The 16,057-nt window shown below is 71.3% G+C and carries 9 protein-coding genes and 1 pseudogene; 7 read left to right on the forward strand and 3 right to left on the reverse strand.

The window, feature by feature from the left end:
• Positions 1 to 43 precede the first annotated feature (43 nt).
• From ABZY91_RS05880 to ABZY91_RS05905, 6 genes are all read left to right on the forward strand, one after another.
• A complete protein-coding gene (locus ABZY91_RS05880; RefSeq protein WP_355400064.1) occupies positions 44 to 1,387 on the forward strand; it encodes a D-arabinono-1,4-lactone oxidase in 1,344 nt (447 codons plus the stop codon).
• A gap of 259 nt (positions 1,388 to 1,646) precedes the next feature.
• Positions 1,647 to 2,783: a helix-turn-helix domain-containing protein gene (locus ABZY91_RS05885; RefSeq protein WP_355400066.1), complete on the forward strand. Its 1,137-nt coding sequence runs from the start codon at positions 1,647 to 1,649 to the stop codon at positions 2,781 to 2,783.
• A 469-nt stretch (positions 2,784 to 3,252) separates the two neighbouring features.
• Positions 3,253 to 4,416, forward strand: coding sequence for an alpha-hydroxy-acid oxidizing protein (locus ABZY91_RS05890; protein ID WP_355400068.1), 1,164 nt, complete (start codon positions 3,253 to 3,255; stop codon positions 4,414 to 4,416).
• Between the two features lie 138 nt (positions 4,417 to 4,554).
• Positions 4,555 to 4,839, forward strand: a complete 285-nt coding sequence (locus ABZY91_RS05895; RefSeq protein ID WP_355400069.1) for a hypothetical protein — start codon at positions 4,555 to 4,557, stop codon at positions 4,837 to 4,839.
• A 526-nt stretch (positions 4,840 to 5,365) separates the two neighbouring features.
• Positions 5,366 to 5,644, forward strand: a complete 279-nt coding sequence (locus ABZY91_RS05900; RefSeq protein ID WP_329950677.1) for a MerR family transcriptional regulator — start codon at positions 5,366 to 5,368, stop codon at positions 5,642 to 5,644.
• Between the two features lie 671 nt (positions 5,645 to 6,315).
• Positions 6,316 to 6,987 (forward strand): GntR family transcriptional regulator, encoded by a 672-nt coding sequence (locus ABZY91_RS05905; RefSeq protein ID WP_355400071.1) that lies wholly within the window; start codon positions 6,316 to 6,318, stop codon positions 6,985 to 6,987.
• Between the two features lie 333 nt (positions 6,988 to 7,320).
• On the opposite strand, the gene ABZY91_RS05910 is transcribed toward ABZY91_RS05905, so the two are convergent.
• Positions 7,321 to 8,853 carry a hypothetical protein gene (locus tag ABZY91_RS05910; RefSeq protein ID WP_355400073.1) on the reverse strand — a complete coding sequence of 511 codons (1,533 nt, stop codon included), beginning with the start codon at positions 8,851 to 8,853 and terminating at the stop codon, positions 7,321 to 7,323.
• Positions 8,854 to 10,325: 1,472 nt separating this feature from the next.
• Between ABZY91_RS05910 and tatA the strand changes: the two genes are divergently transcribed.
• The gene (gene tatA / locus ABZY91_RS05915) at positions 10,326 to 10,607 is read left to right on the forward strand and encodes a Sec-independent protein translocase subunit TatA (RefSeq protein WP_355400075.1); all 282 of its coding nucleotides are present in this window, start codon (positions 10,326 to 10,328) and stop codon (positions 10,605 to 10,607) included.
• 420 nt (positions 10,608 to 11,027) lie between these two features.
• Here tatA and ABZY91_RS05920 read toward each other — a convergent pair whose 3' ends face one another.
• The gene (locus ABZY91_RS05920) at positions 11,028 to 13,886 is read right to left on the reverse strand and encodes an AAA family ATPase (RefSeq protein ID WP_355400077.1); all 2,859 of its coding nucleotides are present in this window, start codon (positions 13,884 to 13,886) and stop codon (positions 11,028 to 11,030) included.
• Positions 13,887 to 14,779: 893 nt separating this feature from the next.
• Positions 14,780 to 15,400: pseudogene (locus tag ABZY91_RS05925) on the reverse strand (transposase); the annotation flags it as partial.
• Positions 15,401 to 16,057 lie beyond the last annotated feature (657 nt).

Consider the following 16,057-nt stretch of genomic DNA (forward strand, 5'->3'; position numbering starts at 1 on the left):
GCCGAGTCACCCTAATTGCGGCCTCCCGAAAGGAAGGAAATCAGTGGAAGCACTTCCCTCCGGCACCGTCCGGAACAGAGTGAATCCGAAACCGGACACCTGGCGGAACTGGGCCGGGAACGTCGCCGCCCGTCCGGCCCGAGTCGTCTTCCCCGCCTCGGTGGAGGAACTGCGCGATGCCGTTCGCCAGGCGGCCGAGGACGGCCTGACCGTGAAAGCGGTGGGCAGCGGCCACTCCTTCACCACTGCGGCCGCGACCGACGGCGTTCTGATCCGCCCCGACCGGCTCGGTGGCATTCGCGCGATCGACCCGAAGGCCGGCACCGTCACCGTCGAGGCCGGCACCCGGCTCAAGACGATGAACGTGGCTCTGGCCCAACAGGGCCTGTCGCTCACGAACATGGGCGACATCATGGAACAGACCGTGGCCGGCGCCACCAGTACAGGTACTCATGGCACAGGCCGCGCATCAGGCGCGATCGCGGCGCAGATCCGCGGCCTGGAGCTGGTGACGGCCGACGGTTCGCTGCTGAGCTGCTCCGCGCGTCAGAACCCGGACGTGTTCGCCGCGGCGCGCGTCGGACTCGGTGCCCTGGGCGTCATCAGCGCTGTCACGTTCGCTGTCGAGCCTCTTTTCCTCCTCTCCTCACAGGAGGAACCGATGACGTTCGACACGGTGACCTCGACCTTCGACGAACTCCACGCGAACAACGACCACTTCGAATTCTACTGGTTCCCGCACACGGACAACTGCAATACGCTGCGCAATAACCGAACCATCGGCCCCTACGCCCCGTTGGGTCGGCTCAAGGCATGGTTCGGTGACGAGTTCCTTTCCAACAATGTCTTCCAGGCCCTCAATTCCGTGTGCCGGACCATTCCTGCCGCCGTCCCGGCGGTCGCGCGGATCACCAGTCAGGGCCTCTCTGCAAGGACCTACACGGACATCCCGTACAAGGTCTTCACCACCCCGCGCCGCGTTCGGATGATCGAGATGGAATACGCCGTCCCCCACGAGGCCCTCCTCGACACCCTCCGCGAACTCAAGGCCATGATCGAGCGATCCGATCTGCGGATCAGCTTCCCCGTCGAGGTCCGTACCACGCCCGCCGACGACATCACCCTCTCCACAGCGTCCGAACGCGACAGTGCCTACATCGCCGTCCATGTGTACCGGGGAATGCCGTATCGGCAATACTTCGCTGAAGCAGAGCGCATCTTCGTCGCCCATGGGGGACGCCCGCACTGGGGGAAGCTCCATACCCGGGACGCCGCTCACCTTACGCGCGCCTACCGTCGTTTCGACGAGTTCAGGGCACTGCGCGACCGGCTCGACCCTGGCCGCCGCTTCACCAACGGCTACCTGCGCCGGGTGCTGGGCGACTGACGGCGATTCCCGATGATGCTGCCAGGTCAGGGCGATGACACCGGCCGCGGCGCCCACGGCGAGACCGACTACGCGGGGAACCAGGTCGACCGCCTGACCTCGTACATGCTCCTCCTGGCGGGGTGTCTTCGACAGCAACGAACTGCTCGCGGACTGCAGCCCCGGGAATCAGCGCGGCGGCTCGCCCGCCCCGCGTCGCCCGGTGCGCGCCGCATGACCGCGGTGCACGAAGCAGCTGCGCCCGGGCAGAATTGTGGCTATGGACAAGGCGGAGGAACGCCGACGACTCCTGGAGGCGTTCCCGGCGGAGCGGGTGGCGGAGGAATCCGCCGCCGCGTTGGTGCGGGAGGCACCGGCCTACGCGGGACGTGACGAGGCGAGCCTTCGGCGCGACATGCTGGGCATCGTCGAAGCCGTACTGTCCACGCTGCGGGCGGGCCGGGAGCTGTCGGCCGAGGAGTCGGGGCGGTTCGAGGAGTTCGGTGCGCTTCGGGCCGAGCAGGGGATCGGACTGGAGCCGTTGCTGGAAGCCTTCCGGCAGACGTCCCGACGCGCGTTCGACGCCCTCTACGCCACCGCCCGCCACCATCCGGACCCGGCTGCGGCGCTGGAGCTGACCAGGGAGCTCTGGGCCTGCACCGACGCGGTCTCCATCGCGATGGTGCGCGGGCACCGCCGCCACGAGGCCGAACGGGTACGCGCCGACCAGGAATACCGAACCCTGCTGCTGAAACAGTTGCTCCTGGGTGAGCTGCCGCCGGACTGGCTGCCCACGGCGGCCGGGGTGCTCGCTCTGGACCCACGAGCGGAGTACCGGGTCTGCTACGCGAGGCCCGAGGCGGGCGAGGACGTCCGGGAGGTGGAACGGGGACTGCGCGGCCATCTGCTGGTGCATCTGGCCGAGCCCGCTGCCCAGCACGTGGTCGGCCTGACGACCGGCCGCCCGCGCTGGACGGTGAACCTGCCGGTGGGCCTCGGCCCGGCTCGGCCACTGGCGCGGTTGAACGAGTCGCTGGTCCAGGCCCGGCGGGCGAACGAGCTGGCGCTCGCCTTCGGTCTGCGCCGTCCGGTGGTCGACGGAGAGCTACCGCTGCACAGCGCGGTGCTGGCACTTCCGGAGACGGGCGAGCTCCTGGCCGGGCGGTGCTTCGGCCACGTCGACGGCAAGCGCCGCCGCACTCTCGTCACCACGCTCGACGCCTACCTGAAGGCCGGCGCCAACGCCGACGCGGCCGCTGCCGCGCTCTTCGTGCACCCCAACACGCTGCGGTACCGCCTGCGGGGTTTCACCGCCGCGACGGGGCTCGACCTGGCGCACGGGGAGGACGCCATGACCGTCTGGTGGGCGCTGCGGCACCTGGAGGCCGCGAGCCGGCACCGAGAGCCGCCCGGGTGACGGTCGGAATCGTGTCCCTTCACACGTCGGAAGGCGCCGCACACCGTGACCGACGGGGCCCCAGATCCGAAGCGGTACCCGCACCGCGGGCAGGCAAGTTGTCGCCACCGACAGTTTCGACCCGCTCGCGCTGTCCCGAGCTCCATGGTGGGAGGCCCCGCCCGGCAGACACAGTGGGGGTGTCCGGGCAGCGAGATCCCCCGCAGGACTGTCCGGCCGCCGTTCGGGGCCCGGTACACCGGTGCCCGGGCGGGCTCCCGTACGACGTCGGACCGTGAGGACGGACGGTGCCGTGCCACCAGTGGCGTGAACGGAGTACGCGAAGTGATGAACCGGCTTCTTGCACGCGTCACACGGCGTGCCTCGGCCACCGAGGCCGTGTCACCGGCCGCTGGTTCGGACACGGCTCGGACCGCCCGAGCGGGCGGCGCGGGAGCCGATCAGCAACCACGAGGGAAGGCCGAGCACCGTGACCCAACAGTACGGCGACTACCAGAACGAGATCTACTTCGACGGCCTGCGCGGGGTCCTGCCCACGCTGCCGACGACGTACCCGGAACTTGAGGCGGGGGCCTGGGCGGCGCTGCCTCCGGCCGTCCGCTCCTACGTGGCGGGCGGTGCCGGGGACGAGCACACCCAACGCGCGAACGTCCGGGCCTTCGAACGGTGGGGCCTCTACCCCCGCGTGATGGTCGGCGCCACCCGCCGCGACCTTTCGGTGGACCTGTTCGGCCACACCCTGCCCTCGCCGCTGTTCATGGCCCCCGTCGGCGTGATCGGACTGTGCGCGCAGGACGGCCACGGCGATCTCGCCACCGCCCGGGCCGCAGCCCGCACCGGCGTTCCGATGATCTCCTCCACCCTCACCGCCGACCCGCTGGAGCAGGTCGCCGACCGGTTCGGCGACACCCCGGGATTCTTCCAGCTCTACACCCCGACCGACCGCGACCTGGCCGCCAGCCTGGTCCGGCGCGCGGAGACCGCAGGGTTCAAGAGCCTCGTCGTGACACTTGACACCTGGGTCACGGGCTGGCGCCCGCGTGACCTGGGCACCTCCAACTTTCCCCAGCTGCGGGGCCACTGCCTGGCGAACTACTTCACCGACCCCGTCTTCCGCGCCCGGCTCGCCAAGGCACCCGAGGACGACCCGGGCGCGGCGATCCTGGAGTGGGTCACGATCTTCGGCAACCCGCTGACCTGGGACGACCTTCCCTGGCTCCGCTCACTCACCGATCTGCCGATCATCCTCAAGGGAATCTGCCACCCCGAGGACGCCCGCAGGGCCAGGGACGGCGGCGTCGACGGGATCTACTGCTCCAACCACGGCGGTCGCCAGGCCAACGGCGGCCTGCCCGCCCTGGAGGCGCTGCCCGCCGTGGCGGAGGCCGCCGACGGCCTGCCCGTCCTCTTCGACTCCGGCGTGCGCACCGGCGCGGACGTGGTGAAGGCACTCGCCCTCGGCGCCACGGCGGTGGGCATCGGACGACCCTACGCGTACGGGCTGGCGCTCGGCGGCGAGGACGGTATCGTCCACGTGCTGCGTTCCCTGCTCGCCGAGGCCGACCTGATCATGGCGGTCGACGGCTACCCCACGGTGGCCGACCTGACCCGCGACGCGCTGGTGAGGCTCTGACGCTCACAGCCGGCGTCACGGTTCGGGCGCGGTCCGGCGAGGGCCGCGCTGCGGCCGTCCGCGCCGTGGGTCCGCGAACTCCACCGGGAGCCCGTTGACCGCCTCCGGCTCGTCCACGTCGACGTTGCCACCGGTCACATGATGCAGCTTCCCACGATTGATTCAGCAGGGGCTCGGCACGTCAACAGCTATCTCGACTCCTTCAACCGGCGCGTGGCCGCGGTGATCGAACGCGACCCGTTCCATTCGGACGGAGACGAGGACAACGACGAGGAGGCGGCGGAAGAGCTTCGCGATCTCATCTCTGGCCTGGTGATGAGTTTGCGAGAGCGTTTGCTGCTCGGGGTCGGGAGCGCCTTAGTGTGGAGGGAGTGGATCTCGCCGAGATTCGGTTCTGGTTCAACTTCTGGGCTCTGCCGCTGATTGAGGGTTCCGTGTCGACCGTGATCGGGTGGTGGGCATGACCTCGGCGTGATGGATTCGGTGCGTGTGGCGGACCTTCTCTTCCCGGGAATCGGTGTTGAGGTCGAGGAGATGGTCCTTGGGGATAGTGAGGTTCGTCTCGCCTTGCGGTCGGTGGCGGCAAAGGCCGTCTGCCCGGGGTGCGAGCGGAGATCATCGCGGCTGCACTGCTACTACCGGCGCTGTCTTGCGGACCGTCCGGTCGCGGGTCGGCGGGTTCGGTTGGACCTGAGGGCGCGTCGTCTCGTAGGCGGCAACGACCGTTGCGGGGCGGACGTTCGCCGAGCAGATCCCGGCTTTGACGTCCCGCCACGCGCGTCGCACGACCGCGCTCACCGCTCAGCTCACCGACACCGCCCTGGCCCCTCGACGCGTTCCCGTACCAGGAATAGGAAGAGGTGCAGCGACCACGTCCACCAACCCGCCCCGCACACCGAACACCTCCGACATCGTCAGCTCGTTCGACGACGACGACCCCGCCTACACCATGGGCCGCGCCGCCGCCATGACCGGAACCACGGCCGGCTTCCTGCGCACCCTCGGCGACCAGGGCCTCATCACCCCGCTACGCTCCGACGGCGGCCACCGCCGCTACTCCCGCTACCAACTACGCATCGCCATGCGCGCCCGCGACCTCGTCGACCAGGGCACCGCCATCGAGGCCGCCTGCCGCATCATCGTCCTCGAAGACCAACTCGAAGAAGCCCTGCGCATCAACGAACAGCTTCGCCACGACGCCGGACAGCCGCCCACCGCCGACACCTGACCCCGGCGTCACCGCCTGGCCCGGACGGGCCGCCTGCGGCCCGGTGACTTCCACCCCTGGGCGGTGCGACAGAACGCGGGGAGGGCGTCACCCACAGGGTCACGGCTTCCAGTGCCTCCAGGCCTTCGCGGACTTCTCCGGCCATCCCAACACCGACGACGGCCCGGCGCCTGCGTCGACGAGACGACGTGGCGTCCTGTTGCTGTCGCCGAGACACCGGCCCTGTGCCGGACCGGCGGAGATGCACCCCGCTCTTCGGAAGGCGACGGCTTCCGGGTGCTTGCCCGCCGAATTGCGCTTGGCAAACTCGCCGCAATCCCTTGACCCTTATTTCGTATATCACATACATTTCGGGTACTCCGAAGCCGCGGAGGGAGACCTTCCGGCGGACGGTCGGGGGGCGAGTCCACCTCGGCCCGGTACTCCGGCTCCTCTCATCCCCGGCCCCGCGATCGAGGCACGGCAGCGCCGGGGCGCGGAGACGGCGGACGGCGCCGGCGGTGAGTCCGCAGTGGTCCGAGCCGGGCCCGCCCGCGAGGGCGGGCAGGACGCTCACCACACCGCCGTGACCGGGTGTCGCCCGCGCGATCGCCGAAGCATGGACCGCCCCGGACGAGTGAGCAACACCTCAGGTGAGGGGCGGCGCAACCGGCCGGGAGAGGACTCAGATCGTGATAGCACCGCAAAGCCGGGCGGAACGGGACCCCGCCGCGAAGAGCAAGACCGACGCCGTCTACGAGAGCCTGCGCGACGCCATCGTCCAAGGGAAACTCAAACCCGGCGAGCGGATCAACATGAACGAGCTGGCCCGCACGCTCGGCATCAGCAAGCCCCCCATCCGCGAAGCGGTGAAGAGACTGGAAGCCGACAGACTGCTGGTCTCACGGATCCACGCGGGTGCCACCGTGGCGCCGATCGACGTCGCCGAGATGCGAGGTGTCTTCCTCGCCCGCGAAACCATCGAGACGCTGGTCGCCCAGCTCGCGGCCGAGCGGATGGACGACACCCGGTTCGCCGAACTCGAGGACACCCGGCAGGCAATGCGTGACGCACTGGACGCCGGCACACTGGAGAAGATGGCGGAACTCAACTCCCGCTTCCACCAGACCCTGGCCCAGAGCGCGGGTCACCGCGTCCTGCACGACCTCACCGAGCAACTGCTGCTCACCATCCGCCGCTACCGCGTCACCGTACCGATGGGCGACCGGGACTGGCGCTCCGTGGTCACCGAGCACGACGTGATCATGGACGCGCTGCGCCGGCGCGACCCGGTGGCGGCCGCGGACGCGCTCCGCGCCCACATCGGCTCCCAGGCCGTGCACGAGGTCGAGTGTTCCTACTGAGCCGGCAGGGTGTCGCGTTCCCCGGGTCCGCCCGTCGGGCGCCTCCGCGAGGTACCCCGGAGCAGGCCGCGGGCTTGTCCGGTGCCCGCTTCCGGTGTCGGCCCCGAGGTGGCCGAGGCTGCCCGAAGGCGCCGGGCCGCCATGATCGTGGCCCGCATGTCTTGACACGGGCCACGAGTGTGATCGCGGACGAGTGATTGCCGGAATCGACGGCGCGAGGGCCGTGAGGCTGTGCCTGCGCCTGCCGGTTGCTCTCCACGGTCGGGTCTCGGGGGTGGGTTGTCGAGGGCGGCGTGCCGGGTGGTGGTGCCGCCCTCGATGGGTGGTCGGGTGTCAGGCGGGCCCGATCCAGAACTCGATGGAGCGGGGCGGGACGGTGATGGTGAGGGTCGGGCCCGTCTTCGTTTCGATGCCCTGGTTGTTGGTCGTGGGTCCGAATCGGATTCCCTGGAAGGCGCCGGCGGTCTGGGTGTTGATGGTGTAGGTGAAGGGCGTGGTGGGGTTGCGGTTGGTGATGACGAGGACGGGCTTTCCGGCAGGGGTCCTCCAGGCCATGATCCGGTGGTCCCGGTAGGGGAGTCCGTCGCCGGCGAGCGGCTTGTCCACGCCGTAGCGGACGGAGTCCCAGGGCATGTACTTGAGGAAGCCGTTGACGGCGTTCCAGTGTCGGGGGTTGAAGTCCCAGTGTCCGGCGGGGATGTTCGGGAAGTGCGAGAAGTTGGTGTCGCTCGGCGGGCGCCAGAAGCCGAGGCCGTAGCCCAGCGACTCGGAGTTGGTGGTGGGCTTGAGGGCGTGCAGCCAGAACCAGGTGGGGGAGTTCTGGAAGGTCATCCAGTTCATGATCGACTGGGCGGTGTTGATGCACTGGAACTCGGGAGTGAATTCGTTGTTGAGGTACTCGAACTCGTTGTTGAAGACGGGCCTGCCGTCTGCGCCGGTGGTGAAGTTCCGGGTGATCTGTTCGGTGCTGTCCTTTCCGATCCGGTGGTAGGTCCAGGCGTCGACCAGGGCGTTGGCCGCCGGGGTGTTCCTGATCGTTGAGCCCTGCTTGCCGTCCCAGCCGTCCTGGCTGGCGACGTGGATCATGGCGTTCGGATAGGCGGCCTTGATCTTGGGGGCCACGGCGAGGAACGTCTTGCGGTAGTTGTCACCGGTGTAGTAGCAGGTGGAGTAGTCGGCCAGGGCCGACGGCTCGTTCTGCAGGCCCCACATGGAGATCGGGACGTTCCGGGAGGAGAGGTAGTTCAGGTCGGCGACCATGGCGTCACCCAGCGCGCTCAGTGCGGCGGGGGTGAAGGAGGCGAGCGTGGCTCCTCGGCCGATCAGGGAGTTGTTGGCCTTCCACGCGGGGGCGGGTGACCAGTACTCGGCGGAGACGCCTTCGATGCCCGCCTGCTGGATCATGTCGGCGAGCAGCGCGGTCTGTCCGGCGTAGCGGTCGATGAAGTACTTGCCGGTGGGGTCGACGCCGCGGTGGTAGAGGCCGAGGGCGAGGCGGCAGTAGCGGAACCCGTGGTCGCTGCGGCCGGCCTTGAGCATCTGCTGGTAGAAGCGGGTGCGTTCGCTGGTGGTGAGGTCGTAGGGGACGCCGGTGGCCTCGGTGGGCAGGCCGGCGTTGCCGGAGGCGATGGAGTCGGACTGGATCTCGAAGCCCAGGCCCTTGATGGTCTGCTTGGCGGCCTGGTCGAAGCGGATGGTGTAGCTGCCCGTAGTGCCGTCGGGGGCCGGGGCGGGGTCGCCGACGGCGAAGGCGGGGCCGGCGGTCGCGAGGTTGAGCAGCGGGGAGGCGGCGGCTGCGGCGCCGGCGACGGCGGCGCCGCGCAGGATGGATCGGCGGCTGATGCCGTGGGGTTCGGGTCTGGACATGGTTTTGCTCCGTGGGGGACGGGTGTGTGGCGGGGGTTGGAGGTTGGCCGGTGCCGGCTGCGGGGGTGCGGCCGGTTTCGGGAGGGGAGGGGTGTTGTGGCGCGCCGGGCGGGCGACCGGTTGGTCGGTGCGGTGCCCGGGAGCGGCAGTGTGAGGTTGGCCGGTGGGTGGGTGGGTGCGGTCCGGGGGCTCGGTGCTTCGCGGTGTCGGACCGTGGGGGCGATCGGGGTCCGCACCACGGGGCTTCGGGGCTCGACGGTGGCCGGGCCGGCCGGTTCCGGGGTCTGCCGTCGGGGGATAGGCCCGGGCCGGCGGGTGCGGAAGCGGCTGTCAGGGAGATGACGGTGAGTCTGGGCGCGGTGGTGCTACGGCGTGGGTCTCCTTGTGCGACGGGCTGCGGCCGGTCCGTCCCGGTACGTGCGGGGCGGGGAGGGCCGGTGGCGATCCGGCTCCGAAGCGGCGCGGTGTCGAAACGTCGGCGCAACTGCCGGAACCGTGGACGCAACATATGCGATATACGAAATGAATGCCAGGGGTGTTGCCGTCCCATTTCCCGGTGAAACCGGATCTCCGCCGACCGGGTCGGCGTACGCCGCATTCCGGTCGGTTCTGACGGACCGTCCCGCGCTTCGTCCGGGAAGGGGGCGCCTGTCGGTCCCCGTCGCCGACCGCGCCGGCCGGCCGGGCGGTCGTGTTGCCGGCCCCCAGGGGGCGTCGGCGCCCCCGCGCGTGGGGTTCGCCGTGCCGTGCGCTGCCGTCGGTCGCACCCTCCGGGCCCACGGGTGAACCGGGGCGTGGAGGCCGGTGTGTGGGATGCCCAGGCCCTGTGCCCGGCCCCGGTCGCCCTTCCCAGGGGGGGCGACGGTACGTGCCGCGATCGGTGGGCGGGAAGGTCTGTCCGGGATAGGTCGCGTCAAGCCCTGGTCATGCTTTCGTATATCGGATAAATTCCTTCCACATCGCAGGACCTTCCGATCCCGGGCCGGCACTGCGACGCCCTACCTGTACTCCGTTCATTCCCGGGCGTATCCGTGAGCGGAATGTTCTCGTCCTTCCGGCCACGGATCGGTGCCGCGCGGTATGCCCGCCGCCGGCGCCATCGTGTCCCCGCCAACAGCCAGGGTGACGGCATCACCACCGGTCGCGGCGGTGTAGGCCTCGACGAGACCGCGCGGTAAACCATCAGTCGCGGCTTAGAGATCCAGGCCGGGTCCACCGAGCCGGCCGTCACCCACCCACACGCTTTCCACCGCCGGCGGCCCCCATCGACCGCACCGCCCGTGTGCGGGCCCGCTTCCTCCCGCCTGCGATCAGGGCCGGCCGCTCCGGCCGAGGCCCGCGTGCCTCCTCAAGACTCCGGGCACCGACGGACCGGGTGGGGCCCGTCGGTACCCGGCCCCGGCCGGCGCCCCGGACACCGATGCTGCCCCGCCCACACCCACCCACCACCCGGAAGGACCCGGTGGCCGACCATGCTCCGTAACGCCCTCGAACCCTGGCACCTGCTCCTCGTCGTCGCGGCGATCGCCCTCCTGTTCGGCTCCAAGAAGCTCCCCGACCTCGCCCGCGGCCTCGGCCGCTCCATGCGCATCCTCAAGGCCGAGACCCGCGCTCTGCACGAGGACGGCCCCCGCACCGACGCCGAACCGGACCCCCTCCCAGCCATCGAACCGGCCACTGCGGCCGAACCCTCGCCACCGCGACCGACCACCACCGCCGCCGGGCCCGCCGGGACAAGCCCGTCGGTCCGATGACCGCCATGACCCGCCCGACCCGGCGCCCTCTTGAGCGCCTGGCCTCCCCCGGCGCACCCCGAGTGGCCGCGGACGCCACTGCGCGCGGGGCCCTACCACCGGTGAGGCGTCCGCTTGCAGATGCGCAGCGAGCCGACGGACTTCCGCTTCATTGGTGTCGGCGCCGTCGTGAACCGCGGGGGCCTCGACGTCGGAGCCGCCGGCCCGCGCGGGCCGGCGGACGCGGCGGCCTGGCCCGGAAGCGGGACTGTGCCGGGTGTCGGGGGGAGTTCCTTCGCCAGGCACGACGCCGTGCTGGCGGGCGCCGCACCGCGGTGGTAGGCCGGGCTGGCGGCCCCGCAGAGGCCTCCGACCCGCGAGTGCCTCCCGGCATGACAAGCGGACCCTCGCTTACCCGCGACTCGTGAATGAAGCCCGGGTTCAGGCGGGTGGGTGGGTGAGGCCGGCGCGGGTGGTGGAGAGCTTGGCGAGGATGCGGGCGACGTGGTTCTCGACGGTGCGGGTGGAGAGGAACAGGGCGGCGGCGATGTCCTTGTTGGTGGCGCCGGAGGCGAGCAGGTCGCGGATCTGTTCCTCGCGGGGGGACAGCCGGTCGCCGTAGCCGGCCCGGCCGCGCGGGTTGAAGGTCAGCCGGCCGAGTTCGCGCAGCAGGCGGTGGCAGCGGGCCGCGTCGGAGGCCGCACCAAGGCCTTCGAACGTGGCGATCGGCCCGGTCAGGCGCGCCTCGGTCTCGGCGGGGTCGGTGCGGGTACGGGCGGCGCGTTCGGCGGCGAGGGCGGCCCGGTAGGGGCGGCCGATGCCGCTCCATCGTGCGGCCGCGAGATCGAAGGCCGCCATCGCGGCGTCGGGGTCGCCGGTGCGCAGCAGCAGGCCGCGGCACAGGTGGCGTTCGGCAACGGCGCCGGGCGCGTCCCGGCCCGCGGTCTCGGTAGCGTGGCGCGCGGTCAGGGCCTCGGCCTCCTCGGTGCGATTCAGGGCGAGGAGGATCTCGACGGCGGTGGGGACGAGGTCCCAGGCGTGGGTCCAGGCCTCCTTGCGGTCAAGGAAGGCGAGGAAGTCGAGCGGGCCGGTCAAGGTACGCCAGGCGGCCTGGGGGTCGCCTCGGTTGAGGTGGAGGCGGGCGGCGCCGGCGGCGGCGCCGAGCGCCTCCAGGTGCAGGCCCTCGCGGGTGAGGACCTGTTCGAAAGCGGTAGCGGCCTGGGCGGTGCCGCCACGGGCGGCGGCGATCAGGCCCCGGACGGTGGCCAGCCAGCCACCCGCGTCCAGCGGACTGTCCGGATGACGCTCGTGGAAGGCGGCCAGGCCCCGCTCGGCCTCGCTCCAGTGCCCGGCCTGCCAATCGAGCATGACCTGGAAGGAGTGGCTGTACGGGTCCATCATCTGCATGTGGGTACGTGCCGCCATCGCGCTCTCCTCGGCGAGCGCCGCCGCTGCCCGCGCGTCGTTGCCGACGGCGATCGCGCCCACGACACTCATGCCGAGAAAGGACACCGTGCCCTGGAGCACGCGCACATCGTCACTCTCGCGGGGCAGCGCCGCCACCACCTTCGCCGCGGCGGGATCGGCGGCCACGCACAGCTGGCTGAACCTGGCAAGGTGCAGCACCGCCTGGGCATAGTGGTCCCCGCCGGCCTCCGGCAGGCCCCATCCGCGCTCGACCATGGCCCGCTGCTCGGCGAGCGAGAACCGGCCCGTCCTGGACAGACCCAGCAGGCCGAGCATCCTGGCCGTGTAGACCGGGTCGGTTCCCTCCACCTCGGACAGGGCGGTCAGCATCTCCTCCTCACCCCCCGGATCACATTTCTTGTAGATCAGTGCCGTCGCGACGGCCGCTCTGATCCGGCCGCGAGCCGCGGTGGGCAGGCCGGGCAGCAGCATGATCCGACGCAGCGCCGCGACGGAGGCACCGTGGTCGGTACGGAAGTGTGCGGCCAAGGCCATGGCCATGGCCGCACGCGTGAGCTGTTCGGGGGTGAGGCCTGGCTGGTCGAGGATCTCCTGCAGGAGCGTGGCGGCGGTGCCGTGGTCGCCGACCGCGGTGGCCTGTTCCGCTGCGGCCTGGGCGCGGGACAGCCACGCCGCCCGGTCACCCAGAGCACGGGTATGGTGGGCGATCTGCACCAGCGGCGCAGGTTCGAGAGTCTGCAACACCTCCAGGACCCGCCGGTGGACACGGTTGCGCACCGGCCCCGGGAGAGAGCCGTAGACCGCCTCCCGCGCGAGGACGTGCCCGAACCCGTAGGAGTCCGGGCCCACCTGCCGCAGCACCGCCCCACCGAGCGCCTCCAACAGGGCCGCCTCACCCCGCTCCTCGTCCAGGCCCGCCGCGTCGGCCAGCAACGCCTGCCCGGCCGGAACCGCGAGCACCGCCGCCGTATCCACCAGCACCGCCGCCTGCGGCCCCAACCGCGCCCGGCGCTCGGCCAGCACCTCACCCAGACTCCGCGGCACACGCAACACCGCGAGATCCGTGCCGCGCGGCGAGCCGGCGAGGGAGACCAGATCCTCCTCGATCACCAGCGGCAGACCCCCGCTGCGCTCCAGCAGGGTTCGCACCAGCGCCGGCGCCGGCTCGTGGCCGAGCACCTCGCGGGCCATCGCCCGCAGTTCCGGCTCGCCCAGCGGGCCGAGCCGGATCTCGGCCCCGCCCGTGCCCGGTGAACGCCGGAACGCGGCACCGAGTACGGGCCCGCCGCCGGGCAGGTCCTCCGCCCGGTAGGTCAGCACCAGCGCCGCATCGGCGGGCATGTCGCGCGCGAGCAGAAGCAGCAGCTCCCGGGTCGCCTCGTCCGCCCAGTGCACGTCCTCCACGACCAGCACCGCCGGCGCGATCGCCTCCAACAGCGTCCGCACGCCCGACACCACCCGGAACCGCTGCCCGCCTGACCCGGGGGAATCCGGCGGTGACGGCGGCGGCGTCGGAGGCAGCACGCCGGCCAGCCCCGGCAGCAGGGGCGCCAGCGCCCCCGCCGACACGTCCAGCCGCTCGACGGGCGGCAGCCACGGTCCGATGCGGCGTAGTGCGTCGATCACCGGCCCGTAGGCCAGCGGCTCCCGTAGCGGATGGCACCCGCCCGACAGGACCCGCCGACCCTCGGCGCGCAGCGCCGCCGATGCCTCCGCGACCAGCCGCGACTTGCCGACCCCCGCCTCCCCCTCCACCAGGATCACCGCCGGACGCCCCGCGCCCGCCGCGCCCAGCAACTCCCGCATCTCACGTTCGCGACCCGCGAACGCACACCCCCCGGAGAAGGCCGCTCCGCCACCCAGACCGTCCATACCCAGCTCCCATCACCGCGGGGGCCCCATAGTCGGAAAGGAGCGCCGCACCGGGATCGATTCCACCGTAACCCCGGCCATCGCAGACCGGTGAGAACGTGCGCTTTCGGGCCGTGACGCAGCCTCTCGGGAGCTTTAACCCCCACCAGGTCCTGGGCCCAGCCCGGGGCCCCCGGCGAGGTGGGCCGGTTCGTCACTGCGCCGAGCAGCGCCGTTCCGCCGGACGAGCCGAGCCCCACCAACCCAGGGCGGCTGATCAGTGGCTTCGAGTTCCGGGCAGCCCGGCCGAGGGCCAGGGTCCCGAGACGGCCGAAGGTTCGTTCACCCTGCCGTGGGGTGGGCAGGGTGTGGGTGTGAGTGGAACCGAGTACGGCTTCGATGCGGCGAGGCTGCGTGCGGCGCGGACGGCGGCCGGGGTGTCGGCGGCTCGGATCATGCGGGTGACCGGGGTGTCGGAGCGCGCTGTGTTCCTCTATCTCGCGGGCTCGCGGGTGCCGCGTCCGGGGCACCTGGTCCTCCTGGCCGCCGCCGTGGGTGTCGCGCCGGCGGACCTGTGTGCCGTCGACCAGGAGCGCCTGGCGCACCTGCGGGTGTTCACCAGCCGCAGCCGCGCGCGGATGGCCACGGTCCTCGGTATGGCCGAGGCCACCTATCGGGAGCTGGAGAACACCGGCCACCGGGGCCGGGCCGCCCGCGTCCGCTACGACCCGGACCAGGGTCGCTGGACGCCCTGGGAGCACTGGGCGGCGCCCCTGTTCGGCGTCACCCCGGAGCGCCTGGCCGCCGCCGGGCAGCGTACCCGGGAGCGCTGCCGGGCCGAGCGCGAGCGGCGCTGGGCGAGGATGCGCGAGCGCGACCCGGCCCGCACCGCCGCGGCGGAATTCCTCGCAGCAGCGGATGCTGATCAGCGCCGAGGTGTAGAAGACACGTTGGAGGTGTCGGCTGTAGCGGGTGGGGCGGTGCAGGTTGCCGCTCACCTTCCCGGAGTCACGAGGCAGCGGGGAGACGCCGGCGAAGGCCGCGAGACGGTCCGGGTCGGCGAAGGCTTCCATATCGCCGCCCGTGGCAGCCAGAAACTCGGCAGCCAGGAGGGTGCCAATGCCGGGCATGCTCGCGAGCACCTCGGCGTGGCGGTGCCGGCGAAACCGGCCCTCGATGAGCTTGTCCGTCTCCGAGATCCTCTCGTTGAGGGTCATCACATCTCCCGTGAGGGACCGCACCACGTGGGCGGTCATCTCCTCGCTGGGCCGCAGAGGTGCGAGGTCGCGCCGGATGCGCGCCTGATCGGCGATGACGGCCGCGTCCTTGGCGTCGGTCTTGCCATCACCCCGGTATCCCTCGGAGGCCCGGTTGACCACCCGACCGGGGATGGAGAGCAGCTGCTGGCCGTGGTTGAGCAGAACGGCGATGACCAGGGCGGCCCCGTCGTCGGCCAGGTCGATGCCCCTGAGTGGTTCGTGACCGAGAGCGAGAACGTCTCCGAGGACCTTGAGCAGTTCGGTCTCGTCGTTGGCGGGGTAGGGACAGCTGACCGCCCCACCCACCGCAGCGGGACCTACCAGTCGGTGCCGGTTCAGGTCGATCGGGCATGCCTGTCGTCCGGTCGGGAGACTCGGTGTGAAGTCCGCAGGGAAACGAACGTCACCTCCGGGGCCCAGCGGACGCGTCGGCCGGGCAGGGGCCGGCAAAATGTCAACAACTTCCTTGATTTGAGTGGTACTTCACCACACGAATCCCGCCCGGGGTGACCGCTTCGGGAGGTGGATCGCAGGTCGCCGCCCACCCGGCGGCCCGTCGCGGATTCCCTCGGGGGGTGTCCCGGCCGCCGAAGGAGTCTGCCGGAGTGGATCAAGAGCTGGAGTAGTGATCCACCGTGTTCACCCGGCTCCGGGATCGCGCCGTTTCCACCGCCTTCGATGGATATCCGGGTGTCCGAGTATTGACAGTGCAGTTGTGCGGCGCTGTCCTGCCTTACCCGCTGCGCAACTACGATGGCCTGCGCGGCCGAGCAGGTACAGCTGGCCGGCAGAGCGGGCCCGGGTCGGCGTCGGTGGGAGCAGTGCGGCGTCGTCGGGTGCGGGGCGGCTGTCGTGGCCGGGCGCCCGGTGGCTTTGGTGCGCGCGGTTTGGACGGCGAGCGTGGTATGTCCCGGTCAGCTTGTGTACGAGTTC

The sequence above is a fragment of the Kitasatospora sp. NPDC002965 genome, assembly GCF_040611255.1.
GTDB lineage: Bacteria > Actinomycetota > Actinomycetes > Streptomycetales > Streptomycetaceae > Kitasatospora.

What these genes read in the sequence shown, in the direction of transcription:
- ABZY91_RS05885 (WP_355400066.1), top strand. Translation starts at nt 1,647, where the DNA reads ATGGACAAGGCGGAGGAACGCCGACGACTCCTGGAGGCGTTCCCGGCG.
- ABZY91_RS05895 (WP_355400069.1), top strand. Translation starts at nt 4,555, where the DNA reads ATGATGCAGCTTCCCACGATTGATTCAGCAGGGGCTCGGCACGTCAAC.
- ABZY91_RS05900 (WP_329950677.1), top strand. Translation starts at nt 5,366, where the DNA reads ATGGGCCGCGCCGCCGCCATGACCGGAACCACGGCCGGCTTCCTGCGC.
- ABZY91_RS05910 (WP_355400073.1), bottom strand. Translation starts at nt 8,853, where the DNA reads ATGTCCAGACCCGAACCCCACGGCATCAGCCGCCGATCCATCCTGCGC.
- tatA (WP_355400075.1), top strand. Translation starts at nt 10,326, where the DNA reads ATGCTCCGTAACGCCCTCGAACCCTGGCACCTGCTCCTCGTCGTCGCG.
- ABZY91_RS05920 (WP_355400077.1), bottom strand. Translation starts at nt 13,886, where the DNA reads ATGGACGGTCTGGGTGGCGGAGCGGCCTTCTCCGGGGGGTGTGCGTTC.